Origin of the sequence: Amycolatopsis sp. cmx-4-83, assembly GCF_046548815.1 — a bacterium.
Lineage (GTDB): Bacteria > Actinomycetota > Actinomycetes > Mycobacteriales > Pseudonocardiaceae > Amycolatopsis > Amycolatopsis pretoriensis_A.
In genome coordinates this window covers 88,620-112,878 of the sequence record NZ_JAEBEF010000020.1, presented here as the reverse complement: position 1 = coordinate 112,878, position 24,259 = coordinate 88,620, and the positions used below count along the sequence as shown (strand labels likewise).

Below are 24,259 nucleotides of genomic sequence, written 5' to 3'. Positions count from 1 at the left end.
CGAGGCTGCGGCGAACACGGACCGAAAGAGAGAAGACCGATGCTGATCTGGGGCTGGCGGACACGGATCTACGTGCTGGCGATGACGACGTTCCTCTGCGGCCGCTGCGGCAACCCCGCCTCCCACGCGGTCCGCAAGGCGGTCACGAAGTTCACGCTGTTCTTCATCCCGCTCTTCCCGATCGGCGTCAAGTACAGCGCGCAGTGCACCTTCTGCGGCATCGAGAACCGCATCCCCAAGGAGGACGCGGTCCGCTTGCAGGCCCAGGAGGAGCAGCAGCCCCAGCCCCAGGCGGCGGCCGGCTACCCGCCCCACCCGTCCCAGCCGCAGCACCCGTCGCAGAGCTTCCCGACGCAGGACTCGGGCCAGCAGGGCTTCCAGTCCCCGCACCCGTCCCAGCCCCAGGGTTTCCCGGCCCCGCAGGGCTTCCAGCCCCCGCACCCGTCCCAGCCGCAGGGCTTCCCACAGCCGGGCCGGCCGGGTCAGTTCCCCCAGCAGGGCCAGTAAGCCCTTACTCGTTCGAGCAGAGCCCGGCACCCGTTCTCGGGGTGCCGGGCTCTGTTTGTCTCGCCGATCCCACCCGAGCCGACCCGCGCACCGGCCGCCCCACCCTCGAACCCGGCCCCGGTCCGGCTTCGGCATCCGGCTCACCCGCTCGACTTCGTGACGCCGGGCAGCTCGCCGGGCCCGGCGCCACCCACCATCGCGGTGCCGTGTCTCTCGCCGATCGCAGCCGAGCCGACCCGCGCACCGGCCGCCCGCACCGGGCCTGCACACCACCACACCGCCCGGCCCTCGAACCGGCCCCATCCACCGTTGCGGTGCCAGGCGCCGCCTCCTCACCGATCCCCAGCGCAGGCAACCCGGCGCCTCACCAATTCCCGTTAAGCCCCAACCGGAGCAAATCCGGCAGCCCGCCGAGCAACCCGCCCCGCCATTCCGGCAAACCGCGCGAACACGGCACCGAGCAGCACCACTTCCACCGCCGCCCGCCGCCCGTAAACCCACTCCGGCCCACCAGCCAGCTCCCGCAACTCCCCCTCACCCGCGGCAGCCGACGCGACGACGTCACCGAGCCCGCCCCCGTCCCCACCCCCGAGCAGCTCCCCCAGAACCCGGGCAGCCTCGGCCGCCTGCGCCCCCAACCGGGCCACCACGGGCCGCACCGGCGCCGGCACGACTCCCCGCGCCTCCGCGATCTCCCGCGCAAGTCCACCCATCCGAGTGACTTCGGCAGCGACGTGCACGGCGGCGAGAACCGCCTTCACCTCCTCCCGCGGCGCGTGCAGGGCCAGCAGCGCCCCCGCCTGGTCCTCGCAAGCGGCCCCGAGCGCGGCCACCGCCGCGGCCTGTTCGCGGGCACGTCCGCCCAGCGTGTGGTCACTTTCGAGGGCCGCGCGCGTGGCCTCTTCGAGCGCGCTCGCGACGAGCGCGCACAGGTCCGCCAGCCGGTGGGCGAGCGTGACCAGTTCCTTCTGAAACGCCGTCGGCATGGCGGCAGGAAACCAGCCCGGCCGGGTTCCGGCACCTCGTCGCCCGGCCCGGAATTGTCGGTCCCCCGTGCTCTCCTCGACGGCGAGAGCGGTGCACCCCGCACCGGAGCGGAAGGAGAGTCCCATGGCGGGCGAAACGATGGTCACGGTGATCGGCAATCTGACGGCGGACCCGGAACTGCGGTTCACCCCGGCCGGCGCGGCGGTCGCGAACTTCACAATCGCGTCCACGCCCCGTCAGCTCGATCGCGAGTCCGGCGAATGGCGCGACGGCGACCCGATGTTCCTGCGCTGCAGCGTGTGGCGGCAGTACGCGGAAAACGCGGCGGAGTCCCTCCTGCGCGGGTCCCGCGTGATCGCGCACGGCCGGCTGAGACAGCGGTCGTACGACACCGCAGAGGGCGAGAAGCGCACGGTGACGGAACTCGACGTCGACGAACTCGGCCCCTGCCTGCGCTACGCCACCGCCAAGGTCACCAAGACCAGCCGCCCGGCCGGTGTCGAAGGGAGCAGCACCTGGACCCCGGAACCGGTGGCGGCGGCCGCGCCTCCGTTCTGACCCCATCCGTTCGCGCCCGGCACCCGAACACCCGTCGACGGGGTTTCGAGCCGTACTGGATCAACGGCGGTGACGATGGAGGAGCGCTCAGGCCGGACCGAACCCGGGTGTGCTGTCGAAATCCGCTCAGCCGGTTCGACGCACGGGTAGGACGAGGCCGAACCAGAGCGGGAGGGACCGAGATGAACGGGAACGAGAACGCCGGATCACCGGGAGCACGCCCCGAGCTCAACCACCGGATGCGCGCGATGCTGAGAGCCGTCGCCGCGGGCCGGGGCCTGGTCTCCTGCAGCAGCGAACCGGACCTCTTCATCGACGGCCTCTCGTGCGGCGACCAGTTCTCCGCCCACGCACTGGCCCACCAGGGACTGGTCCGCCCCTCCCGCCCCGGCCGGCCCGGCGAGCTGGTCCCGGCGATCCTGACGACGGCGGGCCACGCCGTCCTGACCGAGAAGCACCGCCCGGCCGCCTGAGGGCGATCGGGTAGCTGTTTGACAACTCCACAAAGCAAAGTCCCGGGCGTTCGCCGGGGGACGCCCCGGCGAGCAACCGGCCACCGGCAGCTGCCTCGCGCACCCGTCCCGGGCGGGCAGCGCCTCGGCCCGGCGCGCCCACCGCGACTACCGTGGCGGCCATGAGCAACACCGAGGCCACCCCGGCCGAGCTCGCGTGCGCCGACCGCCCGACGGCCACCGATCCCGACCGCCCCGCCGTCGAGATCCTCACCCCGCGCGAAGTCCCCCTCGGCGGCCCGCGCGCGATGCGTGTCCGGCGGACCCTCCCCCAGCGCTCCCGCTCGCTCATCGGCGCCTGGTGCTTCGCCGACCACTACGGCCCCGACGAAGTCGCCGCCCCCGGCGCGATGGACGTCGCCCCGCACCCGCACACCGGCCTCCAGACGGTGAGCTGGCTCTTCGACGGCGAGATCGAGCACCGCGACAGCCTCGGCACGCACGCGATGGTCCGCCCCGGCGAGCTCAACCTGATGACGGGCGGCAACGGAATCTGCCACTCGGAGGTCTCGACAGCGGCCACGCTAACCCTGCACGGTGTCCAGCTCTGGGTGGCGCTGCCGGAGCGGCACCGGCACACGGCCCGCGCGTTCGACCACTACGTGCCGTCGGTGAACCGGATCGAAGGCGCCGAGATCCGCGTGTTCCTCGGGTCGCTGGCCGGGCGCACGTCCCCGATCCCGACGTTCACCCCGCTGCTCGGCGCGGAGATCGTCCTCGGCCCCGACGCCCACATGTCCCTGGGCGTCGATCCCCGCTTCGAGCACGGCGTCCTCGTCGACGCCGGCGACGTCGAGGTCGCCGGCACCCGCGTCCGGGCGGCGGAGCTGGGTTACGTGGGTACCGGCGTCCGCACCTTGACGCTCAGCAACCGCGGGCCGGGCCCGGCCCGGTTCCTCCTGCTCGGCGGCACACCGTTCGAGGAGGAAATCCTCATGTGGTGGAACTTCGTCGGCCGCACCCACGAGGAGATCGCGGCCTTCCGCGAAGCCTGGGAGGCGGAGTCCGACCAGTTCGGCAGCGTCACCGGCTACCCGGGCGAGCGGCTGCCAGCCCCGGCGCTGCCCGCGGTCCGCATCAAGCCGCGCCGCAACCCGGCGTCAGGCCAGGAAACCGCCCACGGCTGAGCCGAACGCGGCCGCGTCGTCCAGCCACGGGTAGTGCGCGGCACCGGGCACCACCACCGCCCGGCCGTGCGGGAAGAGCGCGGCGAACTCGGCGGCGACGGCGGGGCTGACGATCCAGTCCAGTTCGCCGGCCAGCACCAGCACTTCGGCGGTGACACCGCCGAGCGCGGCCCGGGTCACCGGGGGCTCGAAGGCGCCGGGGGCGTTGTACGCCCGCGCGGCCGGACCGTTGCGCTGGCCGGGTTCGGTGGCCTGGTGCCGCCGGGCCGCGTCGTCCCAGTGGCCGTAGTACATCGGCGCGAAGGCGGCCCAGTCGGCACGGGTCGCCGTCCGGGCGGCGATGGCCTCGTAGGCGGCGGCCGCGGCCTCGAACCACGGCGCGCCGGCCCGCCGCGCCATGATCCGCCGCCGTTCGGTCACCGGCAGCTCGAGACCGACGGCCCGCGGGCTCGGGGTGATCAGCGCGAGCCGGCGCAGGCGTTCCGGGTACCGCTCGGTGTACCGGACGGCCAGGCTCGCGCCCGCCGAGTGCCCGAGCAGGTCGAACCGGTCGAGGCCGAGGTGCTTGCGCAGCGCCTCGACGTCCTCGACCTGGCGGTCGCACCGGTAGGTGCCCGGGTCCACCGGCTCCGCGGAGTCCCCGGTGCCCCGCAGGTCCAGCACCGCCATCCGCCGGTGCGCGCCGAGCCCGCCGAGGTCCCCCAGGTAGGCCCCGGCCCGCATCGGGCCGCCGGGCAGGCAGACCACCGGCGGCTCGGCACCGGAGCCGGCGAGGTGGACGGCGAGCCCGGTCCCGTCCGGCGCGGAGAAGATCGGCATGGCCCGACCCTGGCACCCGGCGCCGGCCGGGACAAGCGTCACCGGGTCCGGGCGAGGTAGGCCTCCAGCGTCGCGAGCCGGTGCTCGCGGGCGAACCGCTCGACCTCGTCCGGCGCGGCGCCGCCCTCGATCAGCGCGAGCAGGCGATCGTGCTCCTCGACGGACTCCGGCGCCCGCCCCGGCACGGAGGCGAAGGTGCTGTCGCGGACGGCGGCGAGCCGCGTCCAGCAGCGCTGCACCAGGTCGACCAGGTTCGGGTTCGGGCAGGCGCCGAACAGCACCTCGTGGAACTCGGCGTTCAGCGCGGTGAACGCCAGCGGGTCGAACTCGGCGAGGCTGCGGCGCATCCGGTCGTTGAGCGCGCGGGCCCGCACCAGCGCGTCCGGCGTGAGCAGCGGCGCGGCCAGTCCGGTGGCGGCGCCCTCGACGATCGCGACGGTCTGCATCGCGTACTGGTAGGCGACGGGGTCGATGGCGGTCACCCGGGCGCCGACGTTCCGTTCGAACTCGATCAGCTCCTCGGCCTCCAGCCGGCGCAGCGCCTCGCGCACGGGCACGGCGCTGACCTCGAGTTCGCGGCCGATCTGGTCCAGCACCAGCCGGTACCCCGGGCCGTAGCTGCCGTCCAGGATCCTGGCTTTGATCGTCTCGTAGGCCAGCTGGGACTTCGTGACCGGTCTTCCCGAGGACGCGCTGATCATGTAGGAAACAATATATGGTCTCCCCTGCGCCTCCGGCCCCGACCGCGGCCGACCTGATCGTCGACGGGCTGCGGGCCCACGGCGTGGACACCGTCTTCGGGCTGCCCGGCGTGCAGACCTACGACCTGTTCGACAGCCTCGCCCGCGCCGGCGGCGAGATCCGGGTGATCGGCGCCCGGCACGAGCAGACCGTGGCCTACATGGCGTTCGGGTACGCGCAGGCGACCGGCCGGACCGGCGTCTGCACCGTCGTGCCGGGACCGGGTGTCCTCAACGCGTCGGCCGCGCTGCTCTCGGCGTTCGGGGCGAGCGCGCCGGTGCTGTGCCTGACGAGCGAGATCCCGCGCGCGTACCTCGGCCGCGGGCTGGGGCACCTGCACGAGATGCCCGACCAGCTGGCGACGCTGCGCACGATGACGAAGTGGTCGGCGCTGGCCGAGCACCCCTCCGCGGTCCCGGACGCGCTGGCGACCGCGTTCCGGGAGGCGGCGGGCGGCCGCCCTCGGCCGGTTTCGCTGGCGGTGCCGTGGGACGTGCTGGGGATGCGCGCCCCGGCGGAAGCCGCCGGCCCGCTGCCGCTTCCCCGGCCGGTCGTCGACCCGGCCGCGGTGGAGCAGGCAGCGGAGCTGCTGGCCGGCGCGAAGCACCCGATGATCATGGTGGGCGGCGGCGCCCGGCACGCGGCCGCCGAAGTCCGGGCGCTGGCCGAGCGGCTGCAGGCACCGGTGGTCGCGTTCCGCGGCGGGCGCGGCATCGTGGGCGACGACCACCCGCTCGGCTTCACCTGCGCCGCCGGCTTCGAGCGGTGGGCCGAGACGGACGTCGTGGTCGGCATCGGGTCGCGGATGGAGCTGTCCTGGTTCCGCTGGCCGGGCAAGCCCGCCGGCCTGAAGACGATCCTGCTCGACATCGACCCGCGGCAGGCGACCCGGCTCGAAGCGGACGTCCCGGTCATCGCCGACGCGGCCGACGCGACGGCCGCCCTCACCGCGGCCGTCGGTCCACAACGGACGGACCGGACGGCGGAGTTCACCGCGCTGAAGGCCGCGGTGGCGCGGCGCTTCACCGACGTCGGGCCGGAGCTGGAGTACCTGCGGGCGATCCGCGACGTGCTGCCCCGCGACGGTTTCTTCGTCGAAGAGATCTGCCAGGTCGGCTTCGCGTCCTACTTCGGGTTCGAGGTCTACGCGCCGCGCACCTTCATCACGTGCGGCCACCAGGGCACGCTCGGCTTCGGCTACCCGACGGCACTGGGCGTGCAGGCGGCCTTCCCCGGCCGCCCGGTGGTTTCGGTGGCCGGCGACGGCGGCTTCATGTTCGCGGCGCAGGAGCTCTCGACCGCCGTCCAATACGGACTCAACGTGGTCGCGGTGGTGTTCGACAACGGCTACTACGGCAACGTCCACCTCGACCAGGAGCGCCTGTTCGAGGGCCGCGCACTGGGCGGGCAGCTGCGAAACCCGGACTTCGCCCGCCTCGCCGAGACGTTCGGCGCGCTCGGCCTGACCGCCCGCACCCCGGACGACCTGCGCGGCGCACTGGACAAGGCGTTCGCGTCGGGCCGCCCGGCCCTGGTGCACGTCCCGTGCGAACTGGGCGCCGGCGCCTCGCCGTGGAAGTACCTGATGCCGAAGTCCGACCGCAGCTAGCCGGCGGCGACGCGCTCCAGCGCGGCGAAAACCCGCTCGACGTCGGCCGGAGTGGTCCGCCAGTTGCTGAACGCGGCACGCAGCGCCGGGCGGCCGTCGTACACCGTCGGGGTGAGGAAGGTGGTCCCCTCCTCGGCGATGGCGCGGACGAGGGCGTCGACGCGGTCCTGGGTGGCGTCCCCGGCCGGGGCGAAGCAGACGACGTTGAGCCGCACCGGCGCGAGCAGGTGCCAGTGCGGCGAGTCGTCGACCCGCGCGCCGAGGTCGCGTGCCAGCGCGACGCAGCGCTCGACGATCTCGCGGTGCCCGTCGCGACCGTAGGCCGTCAACGAGAACCACGCCGGAAGGGCGCGCAGCCTCCGGGAATTCTCCGGGGTGAGGTGCAGGAAGTCCGGCGTCTCGCCGATTTCGCCGAGGTAGGCGGCGTTGTTGGCGAACACCCGCAGCTGCAGGTCGCGCCGCCGGGTGAACTGGACGGCCGAGTCGTAGGGCACGTTGAGCCACTTGTGCAGGTCGACGACGACCGAGTCGGCCAGCTCGAGCCCCGCGGTCAGCTCGGCGTGTTCCGGTACCAGCGCGGCGAACCCGCCGAACGCGGCGTCGACGTGCAGCCAGAAGTCGTGGCGCCGCTTGAGCTCGGCGATCGCACGCAGGTCGTCGAAGTCGACGGTGTTGACGGTCCCCGCGTTGGCGACGACGATGGCCGGCCCGTCAAGCGTCTCGAGCACTTCGGCGAGCTTCCCGACGTCGACGGCCTCACGTCCCGGGAGCACCGGCACCTCCCGCAGCGCCGAGCGCCCCATCCCGAGGAACGACAACGCCTTCAGCACACTCGAATGCGGCGCCCCGGACAGCACGGTCACCGGCCCGAGCGCGGCGGCACCGTCGTCGGAAACCGTCACCCCGGCCCGCTCCCCGAGCCACTCGCGGGCGATGGCCAGCCCGGTCACCGTCGACATGGTGGCCCCGGTGACGAACGCCCCGGAGAAATCGGGCCCCAGCCCGAAGAGCTCGGCCAGCCAGCCGACGGTCTCGCGCTCGAGGTCCTGGGCCGAGGAGTCCATCCCACTGGCGGGGTTCTGGTCGTGCGCCGAGGTCAGCCAGTCCCCGGCCAGCGCGGCGGGCGTCGCCCCACCGGTGACGAACCCGAGGTACCGAGGCCCCGCACTGGCGGCGAACCCGCCTTCCCACCGCCGCGAAAACTCCTCGAGCGCACCCCGCGCCCCCACCCCACCACCCGGCAGCGCCGCCGGCGTGACAACCCCAGGCGGAACGACCACCGCCCGCTCCCCCACCCCGGCCAGCGCACCGGCAGCGAGCTTGCTCGCGGCGTCAAGCAGATCGGGCAGCGCATCCAGGTCTTCGGCAAGCCTCGCGTACATCCCCCGACGCTAAGCGCCCTCGACCGCGGCTGTCGCGGGCCAATCCCGCGAAACTGGCCCGCCCACGCCCCGACTCCGACCCGCCGCGACACGCCCGGTATCGCCGCTTCGAAGGCTGCTTCCGCGACATAGGTCAAACTTGCCCCATGCGAACCACTCACGCCTTGGTGCAGCTCGCCGCTGCGCTGATGGCGGCGCCCGAAGACCGGCACTGGGGTTACCAGTTGTCGAAGGCTTCCGGCGTCCGGTCCGGTGCCATGTACCCCCGGCTCAGTTCGATGCTGGCGGAAGGCTGGCTCGAGGACGGCTGGGAAGACCGGCAGGAGGCCGGCGGCCGGCCTCCTCGCCGCTACTACACCCTCACCGAGAAGGGGAAAACCGAGCTGGGCGCCCTGCTGAGCTCGGCTGACCGGGACCAGCGGTTCCGCGGGATGAACCTGGGGTACGCGTGACCGACGACCTGCTCGCGCTCGTCACGGAATGGGGCGTCGGCACGATGCTCACCGTCGCGACGCTCTTCGGCTTCTTCCCCAAGTTCGTCGTGAACCTGATCGTGCTGGTGTACCCGCGAGACCACCCTCGCCGCCGCGAACTCCCGGCCGAACTGGACGCGGTGCCCGTTCGGGAGCGGCTGACCTGGGTGTTCGGGCAGTGCGCCACGGTCTTGTTCGACGGGGTGCCGGCTCGCATCGGCGACCTGCGTTCCCGAAACCGGCCGGCCGCCGCCGAGCCCGATCCACCGGAGAGCGCCGGACCGGCCACGGCGAGCTTCCTCGCCCACGCCGCCGAAGGCACCATGGGAGCCGCCGTCTTCGGCCCCGAATCCGGCAGCTGGCCGGACGCACGGCTGACGACCACCCGGGTGTCCGGCGGCCGCTTCACCGGCGCCTACGTTTTCGAACCTGCCGACCGCATGCGCCCGCTCCTCGACGAAGCAGCTCGCCGGCGGAACAACCGCGACGCCGTGGACCTCGCGAAACAACTCGAGGCCTTCTACGCCGCCCGATGACCCCGGAGCCGGCGGACGCGGGCCTCGGCCGGGTCGAACGTCACCCTCCTCAACGGGCCCGCGAGCAGCAGCACCACCGCCATCGCCGACAGCGCCGCCAGCACCATCGCGGCCACGAACTGCGCCGCGCCGGACGTCGCCGTCCCGAGCACGGCGTACCCGACCAGCACCAGTGCCAGCGGTGCGAACAGTCCGGACAGCACCGGCACCAGCGGGACCCGGTCACCGTCGGGGCGGCGGGCGGAGACCACCGCCGCCCCGGCGCAGGTGACCGCGGCGACCAGGAGGCAGCCGCCGACGGTGTCGCTCAACCGGTGCCAGCCCAGTGCCACGGCCGCAGCCGAGACCCAGGCGACCCCCACGCCGCCGGCCACCAGGGCGGGCAGGCGGAAACGGCGGGGCAGGACGATCGCGAGCGCCACCAGCATGGCCATCGCCGCGCTGACGTGCCCGCTCGGGAAGCTGTTGTGGCTCGCGACGCCGAAGCGGTCGCCGGTGCTCGGGCGGTCCAGGACGTACAGCTTGAGCAGCTGCGCCACCACCAGCGGCGCCGCCAGCAGGGCCAGCGCCGTGACGCCCAGCGCGAGCCGCCGTCGCAGCAGGGAGAGCACCACGATCAGCAGCGCGATGCCGCCGAGCACCACCACCTGGTCCGTCTGCCGGAGCGGGTCGGCCCACTCCACGGCGTGGCCCGCGGACTGGGCGCTGCGGACGACGCCGTTCTCGACGCCGCGCCCGGCTTCGGTGCGGACGAAGAGCAGGTAGGCCGCGACGAAGGCGAGGGTGAACCCGGCCGCGCTCGCCGCGAGCACGGTCGTGCGGGACGCGGCCCGCGTCACGAGCGCGTGGCCTCCGGCGGGCGGGGTGACGGGACGGACCTCGGAACTGATCACTGCCATGTCCCCGAGTCTGCTTCCGGCGTTTCGAGATCCCGTCAGCGTGATGTCATGGTTTTGCTACAAGATCGGCCCGGGTCGCCACGACGTGCGGTTTTCCGAATAATGGCGCCGTGGCCGAGGTACTGGTGGTGGAAGACGACGCGGCGGTGCGGGAAGGACTGCAACTCGCCCTGCGCCGGCAGGGACACGTGGTGCGCACCGCGGAATCGGGTGAGCTCGGGATCGAGCTGCTCGTGCACCACCGGCCCGACATCGTGGTGCTCGACCTGATGCTGCCGGGCATGGACGGCTTCGAAACGTGCCGCCGGATGCGGGCCTCCGGGCCGGTCCCGATCATCATGCTCACCGCGCGCAGCGACGACTTCGACATCGTGGCCGGGCTCGAAGCCGGCGCGGACGACTACGTGGCCAAGCCGGTCGAGCCGCGGGTGCTGGACGCGCGGATCCGGGCGGTGCTGCGGCGGGCGGTCGCCGAGCGGCCGAGCGAGCCGTCCGAGCCCGAGGAACGCCACGGCGACCTCGTGATCGACCGGGCCTCGCTCGAGGTGACCAAGCGCGGCGCGGCGGTGTCGCTGACCCCGACCGAACTGAAGCTGCTGCTGGAGCTTTCGCGCACGCCGGGTCAGGTCTACAGCCGCCGTCAGATCCTCTCCGCGGTGTGGGACCACGACTACCTCGGCGACTCGCGGCTGGTCGACGCGTGCGTGCAGCGGCTGCGCGCCAAGATCGAGGACGTGCCGGCCAAGCCGGAGTACGTGCAGACCGTCCGCGGGTTCGGCTACCGGTTCGGCCGGTCGTGAGCCGGGTCCGCTCGTGGCTCACCGGGCTGCGCTTCCGGCTGGTCGCCGCCTTCGCGGTGATCATGATCCTCGGCGCCACCGCCGCGGCCGGCGCCAGCTACGTCTCCGCGCGCACCGCCATCCTCGGCGGCATCCAGGACCAGACGATGCTGAAGCTGCGCGACCAGATCACCGCGTACCTGCCGACCGTGTCGCTGCCGCCGACGCAGGGCACGCTCGACGCCTTCGCGACGGCGCTGAAGTCGAGCGGCGCCCTCGTCGTCTACCACGACCTGCACTCGACCTCGAGCATCGACTACGAGAGCGTGCCCGGCGAGCTGCGCGAGGCGGTCGCGCACAGCACGTACATCCAGTTCCAGCGCGTCGACCTGCACGGCTTCCCGTTCTTCTTCGTCGGGATCCCGGTGCAGACCGGGCAGAACGGCGGTGAGCCGAGCGGGCTCGAGGTCTACGCGATGGTTTCGCTCGGCCAGCAGCAGGAGGCGATCGACGACCTGGCCACCAAGGCGTGGACGTACTCCGGGCTGGCGCTGCCGGTCGCGGTGGCGGTGGCCTTGCTGGCGGCGAGGCAGGTGCTGCGGCCGGTGCGCGCGCTGAACACCGCGGCCAGCCAGCTGGGCCGGGGACGGCTGGACGTGCGGTTGCGCACCACGGGGTCCGACGAGCTGGCCCAGCTGGTCACCACGTTCAACAACACGGCGGCGGAGCTCCAGCGCACGGTCGGCACGCTGCAGGCGATGGAAGCGGACGCGCGCCGGTTCGTCGCCGACGTCTCGCACGAGCTGCGCACGCCACTGGCCGCGATGAACGCGGTCACCGACGTCCTCGACGAGGACGCCGGCCAGCTGCCGGCGGACACCGCGGTCGCGGCGCGGCTGGTGTCGGCGGAGACCAAGCGGCTGACGCGGCTGGTGCAGGACCTGATCGAGATCTCGCGGTTCGACGCCGGGCGCGCCGAACTGCGGCGCGAACAGCTGGACGTCGCCTCGGCGGTCGCCGACAGCCTCGACGCGCGCGGCTGGGAAGCCGGCGAAGACCTCGTGGTCGACCTCCCGGTCGGCGTCACGGCTTCGCTCGACCGGCGGCGGCTCGACATCGTCGTGGCGAACCTGGTCGGCAACGCGGTGCGCCACGGCGCGCCGCCGGTGGAGGTGGCCCTGCGGGCCGAGCGCGGGGACGTCGTGCTGACCGTGACCGACCACGGGCCGGGCATTCCGGACGCGGTCCTGCCCGCGGTGTTCGACCGGTTCACCAAGGCCGACACCGCCCGCGCGCGGTCCGAGGGCAGCGGGCTCGGGCTGTCCATCGCGCGGGAGAACGCGCGGCTGCACGGCGGTGACATCACCGCGGCCAACACCGGTTCCGGCGCCCGGTTCGAGCTGCGGCTGCCCCGGGAGGCGTGGTGAAGAAGCTCCTCGTCCTGGCGGTGCTGCTGCTGGTGAGCGCGTGCGGGGTCAAGCCGACCCCGGTGATCGGCGCCGGCCCGGCGCCGACGTTGCGCAACCCGGTGGGCAGCGGGCGCGGCACCGAGGTGATCCTCTACTTCGTCCTCGACGGACGGCTCACCCCGGTGACGCGCCCGATCACCAGCACGGTGGGCCCCACCACGACGCTGTCGCTGCTGCTGGGTGGCCCGTCCTACGCCGAATCGGCCGACGGCTACGTGACGATGCTGCCGCGGGGCGGCGGGCAGGTCAGCCTGTCCCTCGAAGCACCCGCGACGATCACGGTGCCCTTCGCGGTGGAGCAGCTCAACCCGACCGCGGTCAGCCAGCTGGTCTGCACGACGTTCGCGGCGCTGGCCGCCGAGGGGCGATTCGTCCTGGCGAGCACCGTCGTCCTCGCGGGGACCGACACGAAGCTGCCACCGCAGAGCTGCCAGGCGTTCTGACCCGGCCTCGGTTTCCTCATCCGGGGTAGGGCCGCGCCGCCCTCGCTTCGGTCAGCGACCGGACCCACCACGCCAGCTGGTCCAGCATCGCCTTCGCCGCGACCCCCGCCGCTTCGTCCGTCGGTACCCCGTCCGGGCCGAAGCGGGCGTGGGCGCCGTGGAAGCTGACCGTCTCGCGGATCGTCACGGCGTGGAGCTCGGCGAAGACCGCGCGCAGGTGCTCGACCGCGCGCAGCCCGCCCGAAATCCCGCCGTAGGACACGAACGCGACCGGCTTGGCGCGCCATTCGTCGCGGTGCCAGTCGATCGCGTTCTTGAGCGAGGCCGGGTAGCTGTGGTTGTACTCCGGGGTCACGACCACGAACGCGTCCGCCGCGGCGAGGCGCGGGTTCATCTTCCCGAGCTCCGCCACCACCGACGGCGCCGGCGCCGACCCGAACGCGGGCATCGCCAGCGGCAGGTCGGGCTCGGCCAGGTCGACGACGTCGACTTCGAAGCCGCCGCTGGCCCCCGCGACGGCGGCCAGCCAGTCCGCCACCACCGGGCCGAACCGTCCTTCCCGGACACTTCCCACGATCACCGCGACCCGCACGGGTGCTTCGGACACGCTTTCCTCCTTGCCACTGCGGCGTTGTCGCCGTCCGGGCCAGGATGGGACTTCAAGCTCGCTTGAAGTCAAGCGCGCGGCTGTGGTTGCATGACCGGCACGGTGAACGCGACGCTGCCCGAATTGACGGTCGGCGAACTTTCCCGGCGCAGCGGGGTACCCGCGTCGGCCTTGCGGTTCTACGAAGACGAAGGGCTGATCCGCAGCCGCCGGACCGCCGGGAACCAGCGGCGGTACTGCCGGGATGCCTTGCGGCGGGTGACGTTCATCCGGATGTCGCAGCGGGTGGGCATGCCGCTGTCCGCCATCCGGGAAGTGCTGGCGCTGCTGCCCGACGACCGCACGCCCACGCGCGCCGACTGGGCGCGAATCTCCCAGTGCTGGAAGGAAGACCTGAACGCGCGGATCCGCCAGATGGAACAGCTGCGCGACGACCTGAGCGACTGCATCGGCTGCGGCTGCATGTCACTGGCCAAGTGCCGGCTGGCGAACCCGGGCGACCGGCTCGGCGCCGACGGCCCGGGGCCGCGGCGCCTCGCCGATCACCGCGGGGACGGCTACGAAGATTGACGTTCGAGCACGCCTCGCAGGAACATCGCCTGGCCGGCGTGCTGGATGTCGTCGTCGAGGACGCTGATCAGGCGCACGCCCAGCGTGACCGGCGGGTCCCACGCCTCGTCGACGACCCGGTCGAGCGCCTCGGCGTCGAGGCCGGTCACGTACCGGATGGTCTGCTCGTGCACGGCGTCGTAGTAACCGGTGAGCAGGTCCGGATTGTCGACGCGAACCGCCTCGACGTCGGCGGGGCGGTGGCCGTAGCCGGTGTCGCCCGCCGGGAACGGGAGGCCGAAGCGCGACAGCCAGTCCTGGCCGGTCCACACCTGCTCCGTGCCCGCCACGTCGGCGACGTGGTCGTCCTGGACCCGGGTCAGGTGCCAGACCAGCCAGGCGATCGAGTTGGCCTCGTCGTCCAGCCGGGCCCCGAGCCGGTCGGCGGCGAGTCCTTCGACCGCCGCATGCACCGTGCCCTGGACCCGGCTGAACCCGTGGACGAGCAGATCGGCCACGTTCATTCGGCTGCCTCCCGTTGCTGACGCCGTTTGCCGGCGGCTACCCGATCATGCCCGCCGGCAAACGGTTCCCGCTAGCGCGGCAGCAACTGGTCGAAGAACGAGCGGTAGCGCCGCAGCGCGATCCGCAGCTCCTCGGTGGCCGGCTCGCCCTGCTGCCACTGGCTTTCCAGCTCGCTCTTGTGCTCGGCGAACGTGGTGGCCAGCGCGCTGATCACGGCGGCGACGAGTTCGTCGGCCTGGTGGACGGCCTGCTTCGGGTCGTCGACGAAGCCGGTCTGGACGTTCTGCCAGCGGTCGCGGAAGCCGGTGACCTTCTCCTCGTCGATCAACGGCGGCGTCTCGACGTCCCCACCCGATTCGGCGGGCTTCGGGTCCGAAGCCGGACCAGCTGTGTCGGAGCCGGCCGACGCCGAAGCCAGGTCGGCGGTGCTCAGGCTGTGGTCCTGGCCGGTGCCCGGCTCGCGGAACTCGGCGTGCTCCCGGTCGGAGGCGTCGTCGCGGGACAAGTCGTCGCGGGACAGCTCGTCACCGGACAGCTCGTCGTGGGACGTGCCGTCGTGCGCGAGGTCCTCGCGGCCGAGGTCGTCGTCCCGGTCGGTGCTGTGCCGCGTCAGGTGCTCGGTCATGGTCAGCGTCCTCCGTTCCACTCGGTCCGCGGCTGCGCGGACGCTTGGTGCTCGTGCTGGTCGGTGTCACGACGGCCGTCGCGATCGGCGTCGTCGTCGCGGTCGTGCTGGTGACCGTTGCGGCGGTCGTGGTGGTCACGGTCGTGGTCACGGCCGTGATCGTGGTCGTGGCGCTCGTCGTCGGCGCCGTCGGTCAGCAGGTCTTCGAAGACGGTCCGGTAGCGGACCATCGCGTCACGCAGGTCCTCTGTGGACGCTCCGTCACGTTTCTGCTGCGTGGTGTGCGCGGCCCGGTAGTGCTCCAGGGTCTTGGCGTGGCGCACGGAAAGGTCGGAAACCTGCTGCTCGTACCCCTCGGTCGGGTAGCCGCGCTCGGCCATCAGCGCGACCAGGAGCCGGTCCGCCTCGGTGACCGCCGCGGACGGCTGGTCGACGAACTTTTCCTGCACCTGCGCCCATTCCCGGGCGTAGCGCTCCCGTGCCGTGGCCGACAGCGGGCGGATGTCGAGCTCCTTGTGCCGGCGTTCCCGCTCGGCGAGTTCGCGTTGTGCGGCACGCGGGTTGTCGCTCTCCTCCACGGCGCGGTCGTACTCCGGACCGAACCGCTGCTGCAGCCGTTTTCGCTGCATCTCTTGTGACACAAGCCAGATCACGGCGCCGAGCACGGCAAGGGCCACGACGACGATCACGACGATCAGCCAGGTGGGCATCGAACAACTCCTTCGCGAATGTCGCCCCCGATGGGACCCGTGTGCCCGGAACCCGGCTGCCGAAAACCATTGTCACGCGCGATTCGGCCGACCGGCGGCGCCGATGCCGCCGGATGCCGCGATAACGCCGATAACAACCGGCCACTAGCGACGCTACCCACCTCGTGGTATCGTCGATAACAGCAAGACGGAACCAGCGTTACCAACCAGGAAGAAGGCAGCGATGAGCACCACCGAACCCCGCGTCGCGATCGTCACCGGCGGCTCCCGCGGCATCGGCCGCCAGGTCGCCGAGCGGCTGGCCGCCGACGGCATGGCCGTCGTCGTCAACTACGCCGGCAACGAGAAGGAGGCGCAGGCCGCCGTCGACGCCATCACCGGGCGCGGCGGGCAGGCCATCGCCGTCCGGGCCGACGTAGCCGAGCCCGCCCAGGTCGCGGAGCTGTTCGACACCGCGGAACGCACCTACGGCGGCGTCGACGTCGTCGCGCACCTGGCCGGGGTGATGACCGCGCCGACGCCGATCGCGGACACCGACTTCGAGGTCCTCGACCGGGTGCACCGCACCAACATCCGCGGCACGTTCGCGGTGGCCCAGCAGGCCGCGAAGCGGGTGCGCGACGGCGGCGCCGTGATCACCACCTCGACGTCCGTGCTCGGCCTGAACCTGCCCGGCTACGGCATCTACAACGCGACCAAGGGCGCGGTCGAGGCGATCACCATGATCCTGGCCCGCGAGCTGCGCGGGCGCGACATCACCGTCAACACCGTGGCGCCGGGCCCGACCGCGACCGCGCTGTTCCTCGACGGCAAGGACGAGGAGACGGTCGAGCGGATGGCCAAGCAGCCGCCGCTGGAGCGGCTCGGCCAGCCCGAAGACATCGCCGAGGTCGTCGCGTTCCTCGCCGGCCCGGCCCGCTGGGTCAACGGCCAGGTGCTGCGCGCCAACGGCGGCATCGTCTGACGCCCCCTCCCCCTCCGAACGCGAAGGAAAGCCCATGATCATCATCGTCACCGGCGCCTCCAGCGGGATCGGCGCCCTCTCCGCCCGGGCGCTGGCCCGCGCCGGGCACACCGTCCACGCGGGCATGCGCGACACCGGCGGCCGCAACGCGCCCCAGGCCGAAGCCGCCGCCGTGTACTCCCGGGAGCACGGCGTCGACCTGCGCGCCGTCGAGCTCGACGTGTCCAGCCAGGAGTCGGCGGACGCGGCCATCGCGTCGATCGTCGCCGAGCACGGCCGGCTGGACGTGGTCGTCCACAACGCCGGGCACATGGCGCTCGGCCCGGCCGAGGCGTTCACGCCGGAGCAGCTCGCCGAGCTCTACGACACCAACGCGATCGGCACCCAGCGCGTCAACCGCGCGGCCCTGCCCCACCTGCGCGCGCAGCGGGACGGGCTCCTGGTGTGGGTGTCGAGCAGCAGCGTCCGCGGCGGCACCCCGCCCTACCTCGCGCCGTACTTCGCGGCGAAGGCGGCGATGGACAGCCTCGCGGTCAGCTACGCGGGCGAGCTCGCCCGCTTCGGCATCGACACCACGATCGTGGTGCCGGGCGCGTTCACCGCGGGCACCAACCACTTCCCGCACGCGGGCCACCCGGCCGACGCGGCCGTCGAAACGGCCTACGAAGAGCGCTACGCCGGCCTGAGCGAGCACGTCGGCCGCAAGCTGGCCGAGATCACCCCGGCCGACGCGGACGTGGCGAAGGTGGCCGAGGAGCTGGCGCGCGTGGTGGACCTGCCGAAGGGGAAGCGGCCGTTCCGGGTCCACATCGACCCGGCCGACGACGGCGGTTGGCTGGTCGCGGAGGTCGGCGACCGCATCCGTCAGGAGTTCCTGCGGCGGATCGACCTCGCCGACCTGCTCAGCCCATCCCCCGCGTGACCCGGCCGCGGCTCGACCTCGGCGGCCCGCTCGCCTGAGCCGGGCAGGCGGCGCCATCGCCGGCCCGCTCGCCCGGACCGGGCGCGGCCGACTTCACCGCCCCGGTCAGCCCATCGCCCGCGTGCACCGGATGCGGCGCGACCTCGGCAGCCCAGCTCGCCCGGATCAGACCTCGGCAGCCCACAGCCCACCCGCCCGACCCCGCGAAGCAACCTCGCCGCCCGCTTGCCACACCGGGGCGCGGAGCAACCTCGCCGCCCGCTCGCCCGAACCGGGGCGCGAACCGACCTCATCAGCCCGGCCGTCTGAACCGGGGCGCGAAGCGACCTCACCAGCCCACTCGCCCGAACTCCGGGGCGCGGAGCAACCCCGCCGCCCGCTCGCCCGAACCGGGCCCGGAGCGACCGCACCAGCCCGGCCGTCTGAACCGGGGCGCAAAGCGACCCCACCAGCCAGCCCGCCCGACCCAGGGTGCGGAGCAACCTCGCTGCCCGAACCGGGTCCGGACCGACCGCACCAGCCCCGCCCGAACCGGGTCCGAACCGACCTCACCAGCACGCCCGCCCGAACCCAGGGTGCGAACCGACCTCGCCGACCCGCTCAGGCCGGCCGAGTGAAGCGGGTGACGATCACGTGGTCCTTCGCCGGCCCGCGGACCGCCCACTCCTGCCGCCAGCGCCGCTCGTCGAGCACCTCGTAACTCCCGCGGTACAGGTCGGCGCGGCAGGGGTGGTCGGTCACCCAATGCCCCGCACGCAGGTCGAGCTCGTGGAAAAACCCGCCGTGGTCGAAGTGGACGTCGGCCCGGCCGGGCGCGGTGGGCCGGTAGTGCAGGGTGCGGGTGACCGGACCGGTGTAGGTCCCGAGGCGCAGCTCGCCCACCTCGCGGTAGACGAGGTCGCCGTCCTCCTCGGTGAACGTGGCGGTCCCGGTCACCTCCCCCGCCGGCTCTCCTGCGGCGGTGAGGATTTCGCGGTCCAGCCGCCACGGGCCGGCGAAATGCGCGGTGAGATCGGGAACCGGCCAGTACTCCACGCGCCCAGTCTGCCACCCCGCGGCGGGCCGGGCCGGAACTGTCGGACCCCCGCTCTATAGTCGGCCGCGTGGCAGAGACCGACCTCGCACCCGCGTCCGACGCGCTGGAGACCCTCCGGCGCGTGTTCGGCTACGACAGCTTCCGCGGCGACCAGGCGGCGATCGTCGAGCACGTGATCGCCGGCGGCGACGCGCTCGTGCTGATGCCCACCGGCGGCGGAAAATCCTTGTGCTACCAGATTCCCGCGCTCGTGCGGCCCGGCGTCGGCGTGGTGATCTCGCCCCTGATCGCGCTGATGCAGGACCAGGTCGACGCGCTGCGCAACGCCGGCGTCCGCGCCGGGTTCCTCAACTCCACCCAGGACTACGCGGCCCGGCAGGAGGTCGAGTCGGCGTTCGTGAGCGGCGAGCTCGACCTGCTCTACCTGGCGCCGGAACGGCTTTCGGTCGAGTCCACCGTGCGGCTGCTCGACCGCGGCAAGATTTCGCTGTTCGCGATCGACGAAGCGCACTGCGTCGCCCAGTGGGGCCACGACTTCCGGCCCGACTACCTCCAGCTCTCCGCGCTGCACCAGCGCTGGCCGGACGTGCCGCGGATCGCGCTGACGGCGACCGCGACCGAGGCCACGCACCAGGAGATCTCCACGCGGCTGGGGCTCGAGGAAGCGCGGCACTTCGTCGCGAGCTTCGACCGGCCCAACATCCAGTACCGGATCGTCGGGAAGAACTCGCCGCAGCGGCAGCTGCTCGAGCTGCTGCGCACCGAACACCCGGGTGACGCCGGGATCGTCTACTGCCTGTCCCGGAACTCGGTCGAGAAGACCGCGGAATTCCTGGTGCAGAACGGGATTCCGGCGGTCCCGTACCACGCGGGGCTCGACGCGCGCACGCGGGCGAAGCACCAGTCGCGGTTCCTGCGCGAGGACGGGCTGATCGTGGTCGCGACGATCGCGTTCGGCATGGGCATCGACAAACCGGACGTCCGGTTCGTCGCCCACCTCGACCTGCCGAAGTCGGTCGAGGGCTACTACCAGGAAACCGGCCGCGCGGGCCGGGACGGCCTGCCGTCGACGGCCTGGCTCGCGTACGGGCTGCAGGACGTCGTGCAGCAGCGCAAGATGATCGACACGTCCGAGGGCGACGAGGCGCACCGCCGCCGGCTGGGCGCGCACCTGAACGCGATGCTTGCGCTGTGCGAGACGGTCGAATGCCGCCGGGTGCAGGTCCTCAACTACTTCGGCCAGCAGGCCGAGCCGTGCGGCAACTGCGACACCTGCCTGAACCCGCCCGAAAAGTGGGACGGGACGATCGCGGCGCAGAAGCTGCTGTCGACGATCGTGCGGCTGCGCAACGAGCGGCGGCAGAAGTTCGGCGCCGGGCAGGTCATCGACATCCTGCTGGGCAAGACCACCCCGAAGGTCACGCAGTTCCAGCACGACACGCTCAAGACGTTCGGCATCGGCACCGAGCTGCGCGAGCAGGATTGGCGGGCGGTCGTGCGCCAGCTGCTCGCCCAGGGCCTGCTCGCGGTCGAGGGCGACTACGGCTCGCTCGTGCTCACCGAAGCCAGTGCCGAGGTGCTCGGCGGCGACCGCCAGGTGATGCTGCGCCGCGAGCCCGAGCGCGCGGCGGCCGCGAAGGTCCGCGGCACGCGCAAAGCCGCCGCCGCGGTGGACATGCCCGCGGAGGCGGCTCCGCTGTTCGAACGTCTGCGTGCCTGGCGGGCCGGCGTGGCGAAGGAGCAGGGCGTGCCCGCGTACGTCATCTTCCACGACGCGACCCTGCGCCAGATCGCCACGCGAAAGCCGTCTTCGCTGGCGGATCTGGGCACGGTCAGCGGCGTCGGCGAGAACAAGCTCGCCAAGTACGGCGAGGGGGTCCTCGAAGTCCTGACCGCCGAGTGACTAGCGGGCGGCCGGCCCCGGCCGGCCGGGCTGTCCCGGCTCCCCGGTCACGGAGTTGACCTTGCGCACCGCGCCGGCGATCTGCTCGTGGTACTTGCCCTTGGTCTTGTCGTCGACGAACTTGGCCGCCTTGCCGACGGCCCCGTTCACCTTTTCGGGGTTTTTCTTGGCGTACGCGCGGGCGGCGCCGGCCGCGCCGGCCAGCACGGTGAGCTTGCGCAGGAAAGCCATCGTCGTCTCCCTCGTCGGTGTGCGGTCATCCTGACAACGCGGACGAACCACCCGGAGGTTCCCCGTGTGACGAGGGCCAAACAAAATTGCCACGCGAGTGGTGCCCGGCGGCCTCTAGGGTCGGGCTCATGCGCGACCTGGCGACCCTGCCCAAGGCCCACCTGCACGTCCACCTCGAGAGCACGATCCGGCCGGGCACGCTCCGCGAACTCGGCGAGGCGAACGGCGTCGCCGTCCCGGCCGAACCGCCGGAGTTCGACGGCTTTCGCGCGTTCGCCGACTACAACGCGCTCATCCGGGCCTGCCTCCGGCAGCCCGAGGACTTCGAGCGCATCGCACGCGAGTACTGCGAAGACGAGCTCGCCCAAGGCACGCGCTACGCCGAAGTCACGTTCACCGCGGCCGCGCACGGGGAACGGCTGGGCGACCCGGAAATGCCCCTGGCATCCGTCCTCAAAGGACTGTCCGGGCTCGAAACCCGGCTCGTGCTCGACCACTCCCGGCGGCGCTCGGTCGAACGCGCCGAGCGCACCCTCGACCTCGCGCTGAAGTACGACGAGGTGTTCGCGATCGGCATGGCGGGCGAAGAAAACCACTCCCTGCGTCCGTTCGCGACACTCTTCGAGAAGGCCCGGGCGGCCGGGATCCGCCTGCTGCACCACACCGGCGAGGACGCGGGGCCGGAGAGCATCCGCGAAGCGCTCGAAGTCGGCCGGACCGAACGGCTCGGGCACGGCATCCGCGTCCTCGACGACCCGGCGCTCGTCGCCGAGGTGCGCGACCGCGGCCTGGCGCTGGAAGTCTGCCCGTCGTCGAACGTGACGCTGGGGCTGGTGCCCTCGCTGCCCGAGCACCCGCTCCCCCGCCTGCGCGACGCCGGCCTGACGGTCACGCTCAACACCGATGTCCCTTCGGTGACCGGCGCGCAGCTCGCCGAGGAGTACGCCCGCGTCCGGGACGCCTTCGGCTACGACGACGCCACGATGGCGGACTTCGCCCGCGCGAGCGTCACGGCGTCCTTCGCCCCCGAAACGACGAAGCGGAAGATCCTCGACGGCATCGACGCATGGCTCACACCGGCAGCAGGCGCGTGACCAGCGTGGAAAGCTGCTGCACCGTGCGGCACTCGTGCATCTCGACGACGTCGGCGTACTCCAGCGCCGCCGAGTCGCCGGTCGACCACAGCGACCGCCGCTCGGGGTTCAGCCAGTAGACGTGGCGGGCGCGGGACTTGATCTCGCGGACCGCGTCGAGGTTGGGGTCGCCGCCGTTGGTGCGGGCGTCGCCGAGGATCAGGACCGACGTCCGGGGGCCGACCGCCGCCGGCCAGTTCTCCGTGAACTGGCGCAGGGAGCCGCCGTAGTCGCTGTGGCCGTCCCAGCGGACCAGCGCCGCTTCGGAGAGCATGCGCGCGGTGAGGTGCTCGGGGTCGGCGGTGCCGGTGGTGACCAGGTGGGTGACCTCGTCGGCGCTGTCGACGAAGGCGAACACGCGGATCTTGCTGAACTGGTCGCGCAGCGCCTGGACCAGCAGCATGGTGAAGTTCGCGAACCCCGCCACCGAGCCGGACAGGTCGCACAGCAGCACGATTTCCGGTCGGCCGGGCCGCCGGTGGCGGTAGGCCGGGCGCAGCGGGACGCCGCCGGTGGACAGCGACCGCCGCAGCGTGCGGCGCAGGTCGATCTGGCCGCGCGTGGTGCGTTTGCGGCGGGCGGCCAGGCGCGTGGCCAGCTTGCGGGACAGCGGCTGGATCGTGCGACGCAGTTCGGCGAGCTGGTTGCGGCTGGCGATGAGGAAGTCGACGCGGTCGGGCGCCGGGGCGATGGCGTGCTTGGCGACGCGCTCGCGGCCGCGGACCTCGGCCGCACGGCGGCGCGCTTCGGTCCGGATCCGCCCGCGGAACCCTTCGACGCGACGCCGGATCTCGTCCCGGTCGAGCCGGTCGGTGAACTCGCCGCGCGCGCCCCCGCCGCGGACCGCGGCCAGCACCCGCGCGATCAGCGTCTGCGGCTGGAGCCGCTCCAGGGTCTGGTGCGCCGAAAACCCGCCACCGGGTCCGGTGGACGAGCCGTACTGGCCGAGCATGTCGACCGCGAGCCCGGCAAGCTGGGCGAGCGCCTGCTGGTCGCCGTCGGCGAGCGCGGCGGCCAGCTCTTCCCGCAGCTCCTCCAGCGTCGACGGCTCGTCTTCGCGGGCGCGCTCGGGCGTCCCGATCCCGGCCGGGAAGTACAGGTCGAAAGCGGCGTCGAAGACCGCGCGCTGCCCGCCGCGCCGGACCAGCGCCGCGGCCAGCCCCTCGCGGACCAGTTCGCGGTCGTCGAAGCCGAGCACCTCCAACGCCGCCGCGGCGTCGACCGTCTCGGCCGGACCGGCCGGGATGCCCTGGGCCCGGAGTGCCTTGACGAACGACGCGAGCCGCTCCGGCACGCCGCCGGTCACGACGCGTCCAGGACCTGTTCGAGCTGCAGCCCGGCGCCCGCCTTGGCGATGTCGTCCTGGTGCTTGAGGACGACGCCGAGGCTCTCCCGCACCACCCGCTCGTCCAGCGTGGACGCGCCGAGCGCGAGCAGCGTGCGCGCCCAGTCGATGGTCTCCGCGACCGAGGGCAGCTTCCGCAGGTCCATCGCGCGCAGGGCGGCGATCACCCGGACGACGGAATCCGCGAGTGCGGCGTCGATCCCCGGGACCTTGAGCCGGACGATCTCGCGCTCGAGGTCCTCGTCCGGGAAGTCGATGTGCAGGAACAGGCACCGGCGGCGCAGCGCTTCGGACAGCTCGCGCGTGGCGTTCGAGGTCAGGACGGCGAACGGCGGGCGCGTGGCGGTGATCGTGCCGAGCTCCGGGACGGTGACCTGGAAGTCGCCGAGCACCTCCAGCAGCAGGCCCTCGACCTCCATGTCGGCCTTGTCGGTCTCGTCGATGAGCAGCACGGTCGGCTCGGCGGAGGAGATCGCGGTGAGCAGCGGCCGGCGGAGCAGGAACTCCTCGCCGAAGATGTCGGTGCGGGCGTCCTCCCACGTCTCGTCGCGGCCGGCGGTGATCCGCAGCAGCTGCTTGGCGTGGTTCCACTCGTAGAGCGCGCGGGCCTCGTCGATGCCCTCGTAGCACTGCAGGCGCACCAGGCGCGAGCCGCTGACCTGGGCGACCGCCTTGGCGAGCTCGGTCTTGCCGACGCCGGCCGGGCCCTCGACCAGCAACGGCTTGCCCAGCCGGTCGGCGAGGAACACCGTGGTCGCGACCGCGGTGGAGGCCAGGTAGCCCGCCTCGGCCAGCTTCGCCGACACGTCGTCGACGGACGTGAAGAATCCGGTGCCCACCACGTGCCTCCTAAGCGGTCGCTCACCCG

The 24,259-nt window shown here is 72.8% G+C and carries 28 protein-coding genes; 15 read left to right on the top strand and 13 right to left on the bottom strand.

From position 1 onward, the window contains the following. The first annotated feature begins 39 nt into the window (after positions 1-39). Positions 40-507 (top strand): zinc-ribbon domain-containing protein, encoded by a 468-nt coding sequence (locus tag ACLJQM_RS44430; protein ID WP_410636206.1) that lies wholly within the window; start codon positions 40-42, stop codon positions 505-507. Between the two features lie 377 nt (positions 508-884). Here ACLJQM_RS44430 and ACLJQM_RS44425 read toward each other — a convergent pair whose 3' ends face one another. Then, positions 885-1,493: a PhoU domain-containing protein gene (locus tag ACLJQM_RS44425; RefSeq protein WP_410636205.1), complete on the bottom strand. Its 609-nt coding sequence runs from the start codon at positions 1,491-1,493 to the stop codon at positions 885-887. 124 nt (positions 1,494-1,617) lie between these two features. Here ACLJQM_RS44425 and ACLJQM_RS44420 point away from each other — a divergent pair, with 124 nt between their 5' ends. The 3 genes from ACLJQM_RS44420 (at position 1,618) to ACLJQM_RS44410 (ending at position 3,691) form a co-directional block, all read left to right on the top strand. Next, positions 1,618-2,052, top strand: coding sequence for a single-stranded DNA-binding protein (locus ACLJQM_RS44420; protein ID WP_410636204.1), 435 nt, complete (start codon positions 1,618-1,620; stop codon positions 2,050-2,052). Between the two features lie 182 nt (positions 2,053-2,234). After that, positions 2,235-2,525 carry a hypothetical protein gene (locus ACLJQM_RS44415; protein WP_247024615.1) on the top strand — a complete coding sequence of 97 codons (291 nt, stop codon included), beginning with the start codon at positions 2,235-2,237 and terminating at the stop codon, positions 2,523-2,525. A 161-nt stretch (positions 2,526-2,686) separates the two neighbouring features. Then, on the top strand, positions 2,687-3,691 hold the full coding sequence (locus ACLJQM_RS44410) for a pirin family protein (RefSeq protein ID WP_410636203.1): 1,005 nt from the start codon (positions 2,687-2,689) through the stop codon (positions 3,689-3,691). On the opposite strand, the gene ACLJQM_RS44405 is transcribed toward ACLJQM_RS44410, so the two are convergent. Continuing rightward, positions 3,665-4,510 carry an alpha/beta fold hydrolase gene (locus ACLJQM_RS44405; protein ID WP_410636202.1) on the bottom strand — a complete coding sequence of 282 codons (846 nt, stop codon included), beginning with the start codon at positions 4,508-4,510 and terminating at the stop codon, positions 3,665-3,667. The two genes, ACLJQM_RS44410 and ACLJQM_RS44405, sit on opposite strands and share 27 nt — an antisense overlap. A 38-nt stretch (positions 4,511-4,548) precedes the next feature. Beyond that, positions 4,549-5,211, bottom strand: coding sequence for a GntR family transcriptional regulator (locus ACLJQM_RS44400; protein WP_247024620.1), 663 nt, complete (start codon positions 5,209-5,211; stop codon positions 4,549-4,551). A 14-nt stretch (positions 5,212-5,225) separates the two neighbouring features. Between ACLJQM_RS44400 and ACLJQM_RS44395 the strand changes: the two genes are divergently transcribed. Then, positions 5,226-6,860 carry a thiamine pyrophosphate-dependent enzyme gene (locus tag ACLJQM_RS44395; protein WP_410636201.1) on the top strand — a complete coding sequence of 545 codons (1,635 nt, stop codon included), beginning with the start codon at positions 5,226-5,228 and terminating at the stop codon, positions 6,858-6,860. Here ACLJQM_RS44395 and ACLJQM_RS44390 read toward each other — a convergent pair. Then, a complete protein-coding gene (locus ACLJQM_RS44390; RefSeq protein WP_410636200.1) occupies positions 6,857-8,242 on the bottom strand; it encodes a pyridoxal phosphate-dependent decarboxylase family protein in 1,386 nt (461 codons plus the stop codon). The genes ACLJQM_RS44395 and ACLJQM_RS44390 overlap by 4 nt on opposite strands. A gap of 146 nt (positions 8,243-8,388) precedes the next feature. Here ACLJQM_RS44390 and ACLJQM_RS44385 point away from each other — a divergent pair, with 146 nt between their 5' ends. Beyond that, the gene (locus ACLJQM_RS44385; protein WP_247024624.1) at positions 8,389-8,694 is read left to right on the top strand and encodes a PadR family transcriptional regulator; all 306 of its coding nucleotides are present in this window, start codon (positions 8,389-8,391) and stop codon (positions 8,692-8,694) included. Further along, positions 8,691-9,251: a hypothetical protein gene (locus ACLJQM_RS44380; RefSeq protein ID WP_410636199.1), complete on the top strand. Its 561-nt coding sequence runs from the start codon at positions 8,691-8,693 to the stop codon at positions 9,249-9,251. The genes ACLJQM_RS44385 and ACLJQM_RS44380 overlap by 4 nt, the downstream gene beginning before the upstream one ends. Here the strand turns inward: ACLJQM_RS44380 and ACLJQM_RS44375 are convergent. Continuing rightward, positions 9,236-10,150 carry a phosphatase PAP2 family protein gene (locus ACLJQM_RS44375; protein WP_360781223.1) on the bottom strand — a complete coding sequence of 305 codons (915 nt, stop codon included), beginning with the start codon at positions 10,148-10,150 and terminating at the stop codon, positions 9,236-9,238. The genes ACLJQM_RS44380 and ACLJQM_RS44375 overlap by 16 nt on opposite strands. A 110-nt stretch (positions 10,151-10,260) precedes the next feature. On the opposite strand from ACLJQM_RS44375, the gene ACLJQM_RS44370 reads away from it, so the two are divergent. The 3 genes from ACLJQM_RS44370 (at position 10,261) to ACLJQM_RS44360 (ending at position 12,841) form a co-directional block, all read left to right on the top strand. Continuing rightward, positions 10,261-10,950, top strand: coding sequence for a response regulator transcription factor (locus ACLJQM_RS44370; RefSeq protein ID WP_360781221.1), 690 nt, complete (start codon positions 10,261-10,263; stop codon positions 10,948-10,950). A 62-nt stretch (positions 10,951-11,012) separates the two neighbouring features. After that, positions 11,013-12,356 (top strand): ATP-binding protein, encoded by a 1,344-nt coding sequence (locus ACLJQM_RS44365; protein ID WP_410636255.1) that lies wholly within the window; start codon positions 11,013-11,015, stop codon positions 12,354-12,356. Beyond that, the gene (locus ACLJQM_RS44360) at positions 12,353-12,841 is read left to right on the top strand and encodes a hypothetical protein (protein ID WP_360781219.1); all 489 of its coding nucleotides are present in this window, start codon (positions 12,353-12,355) and stop codon (positions 12,839-12,841) included. Before ACLJQM_RS44365 ends, ACLJQM_RS44360 begins: the two co-directional genes overlap by 4 nt. A gap of 16 nt (positions 12,842-12,857) precedes the next feature. Here ACLJQM_RS44360 and ACLJQM_RS44355 read toward each other — a convergent pair whose 3' ends face one another. After that, entirely contained in the window at positions 12,858-13,448 is a 591-nt protein-coding gene (locus ACLJQM_RS44355; RefSeq protein WP_410636198.1) for an NADPH-dependent FMN reductase, read from the bottom strand. Positions 13,449-13,538: 90 nt separating this feature from the next. Between ACLJQM_RS44355 and soxR the strand changes: the two genes are divergently transcribed. Next, a complete protein-coding gene (gene soxR / locus ACLJQM_RS44350; RefSeq protein WP_410636197.1) occupies positions 13,539-14,018 on the top strand; it encodes a redox-sensitive transcriptional activator SoxR in 480 nt (159 codons plus the stop codon). Here the strand turns inward: soxR and ACLJQM_RS44345 are convergent. The 3 genes from ACLJQM_RS44345 to ACLJQM_RS44335 form a co-directional block, all read right to left on the bottom strand. Then, positions 14,006-14,521: a mycothiol transferase gene (locus ACLJQM_RS44345; RefSeq protein WP_410636196.1), complete on the bottom strand. Its 516-nt coding sequence runs from the start codon at positions 14,519-14,521 to the stop codon at positions 14,006-14,008. The genes soxR and ACLJQM_RS44345 overlap by 13 nt on opposite strands. Before the next feature lie 71 nt (positions 14,522-14,592). After that, the gene (locus ACLJQM_RS44340) at positions 14,593-15,147 is read right to left on the bottom strand and encodes a hypothetical protein (protein ID WP_360781212.1); all 555 of its coding nucleotides are present in this window, start codon (positions 15,145-15,147) and stop codon (positions 14,593-14,595) included. Positions 15,148-15,149: 2 nt separating this feature from the next. Further along, positions 15,150-15,857, bottom strand: a complete 708-nt coding sequence (locus ACLJQM_RS44335) for a hypothetical protein (protein ID WP_410636195.1) — start codon at positions 15,855-15,857, stop codon at positions 15,150-15,152. Positions 15,858-16,080: 223 nt separating this feature from the next. Between ACLJQM_RS44335 and ACLJQM_RS44330 the strand changes: the two genes are divergently transcribed. Both ACLJQM_RS44330 and ACLJQM_RS44325 read left to right on the top strand, forming a co-directional pair. Continuing rightward, on the top strand, positions 16,081-16,821 hold the full coding sequence (locus tag ACLJQM_RS44330; protein ID WP_410636194.1) for an SDR family oxidoreductase: 741 nt from the start codon (positions 16,081-16,083) through the stop codon (positions 16,819-16,821). Between the two features lie 34 nt (positions 16,822-16,855). Beyond that, the gene (locus ACLJQM_RS44325; RefSeq protein WP_410636193.1) at positions 16,856-17,743 is read left to right on the top strand and encodes an SDR family oxidoreductase; all 888 of its coding nucleotides are present in this window, start codon (positions 16,856-16,858) and stop codon (positions 17,741-17,743) included. A 600-nt stretch (positions 17,744-18,343) separates the two neighbouring features. Here the strand turns inward: ACLJQM_RS44325 and ACLJQM_RS44320 are convergent. Next, entirely contained in the window at positions 18,344-18,778 is a 435-nt protein-coding gene (locus ACLJQM_RS44320) for a DUF6314 family protein (protein WP_410636192.1), read from the bottom strand. Between the two features lie 68 nt (positions 18,779-18,846). Here ACLJQM_RS44320 and recQ point away from each other — a divergent pair, with 68 nt between their 5' ends. Further along, on the top strand, positions 18,847-20,682 hold the full coding sequence (gene recQ / locus ACLJQM_RS44315) for a DNA helicase RecQ (RefSeq protein ID WP_360781203.1): 1,836 nt from the start codon (positions 18,847-18,849) through the stop codon (positions 20,680-20,682). Here recQ and ACLJQM_RS44310 read toward each other — a convergent pair whose 3' ends face one another. Further along, positions 20,683-20,913: an antitoxin gene (locus ACLJQM_RS44310; protein ID WP_360781201.1), complete on the bottom strand. Its 231-nt coding sequence runs from the start codon at positions 20,911-20,913 to the stop codon at positions 20,683-20,685. Positions 20,914-21,041: 128 nt separating this feature from the next. Between ACLJQM_RS44310 and add the strand changes: the two genes are divergently transcribed. Next, the gene (gene add, locus ACLJQM_RS44305) at positions 21,042-22,007 is read left to right on the top strand and encodes an adenosine deaminase (protein WP_410636191.1); all 966 of its coding nucleotides are present in this window, start codon (positions 21,042-21,044) and stop codon (positions 22,005-22,007) included. Here add and ACLJQM_RS44300 read toward each other — a convergent pair. Together ACLJQM_RS44300 and ACLJQM_RS44295 are read right to left on the bottom strand one after the other, a co-directional pair. Beyond that, positions 21,985-23,352, bottom strand: coding sequence for a vWA domain-containing protein (locus ACLJQM_RS44300; protein WP_247024655.1), 1,368 nt, complete (start codon positions 23,350-23,352; stop codon positions 21,985-21,987). The genes add and ACLJQM_RS44300 overlap by 23 nt on opposite strands. After that, complete coding sequence (locus tag ACLJQM_RS44295) at positions 23,349-24,230, bottom strand: AAA family ATPase (RefSeq protein ID WP_247024657.1); 882 nt, start codon at positions 24,228-24,230, stop codon at positions 23,349-23,351. Before ACLJQM_RS44295 ends, ACLJQM_RS44300 begins: the two co-directional genes overlap by 4 nt. Positions 24,231-24,259 lie beyond the last annotated feature (29 nt).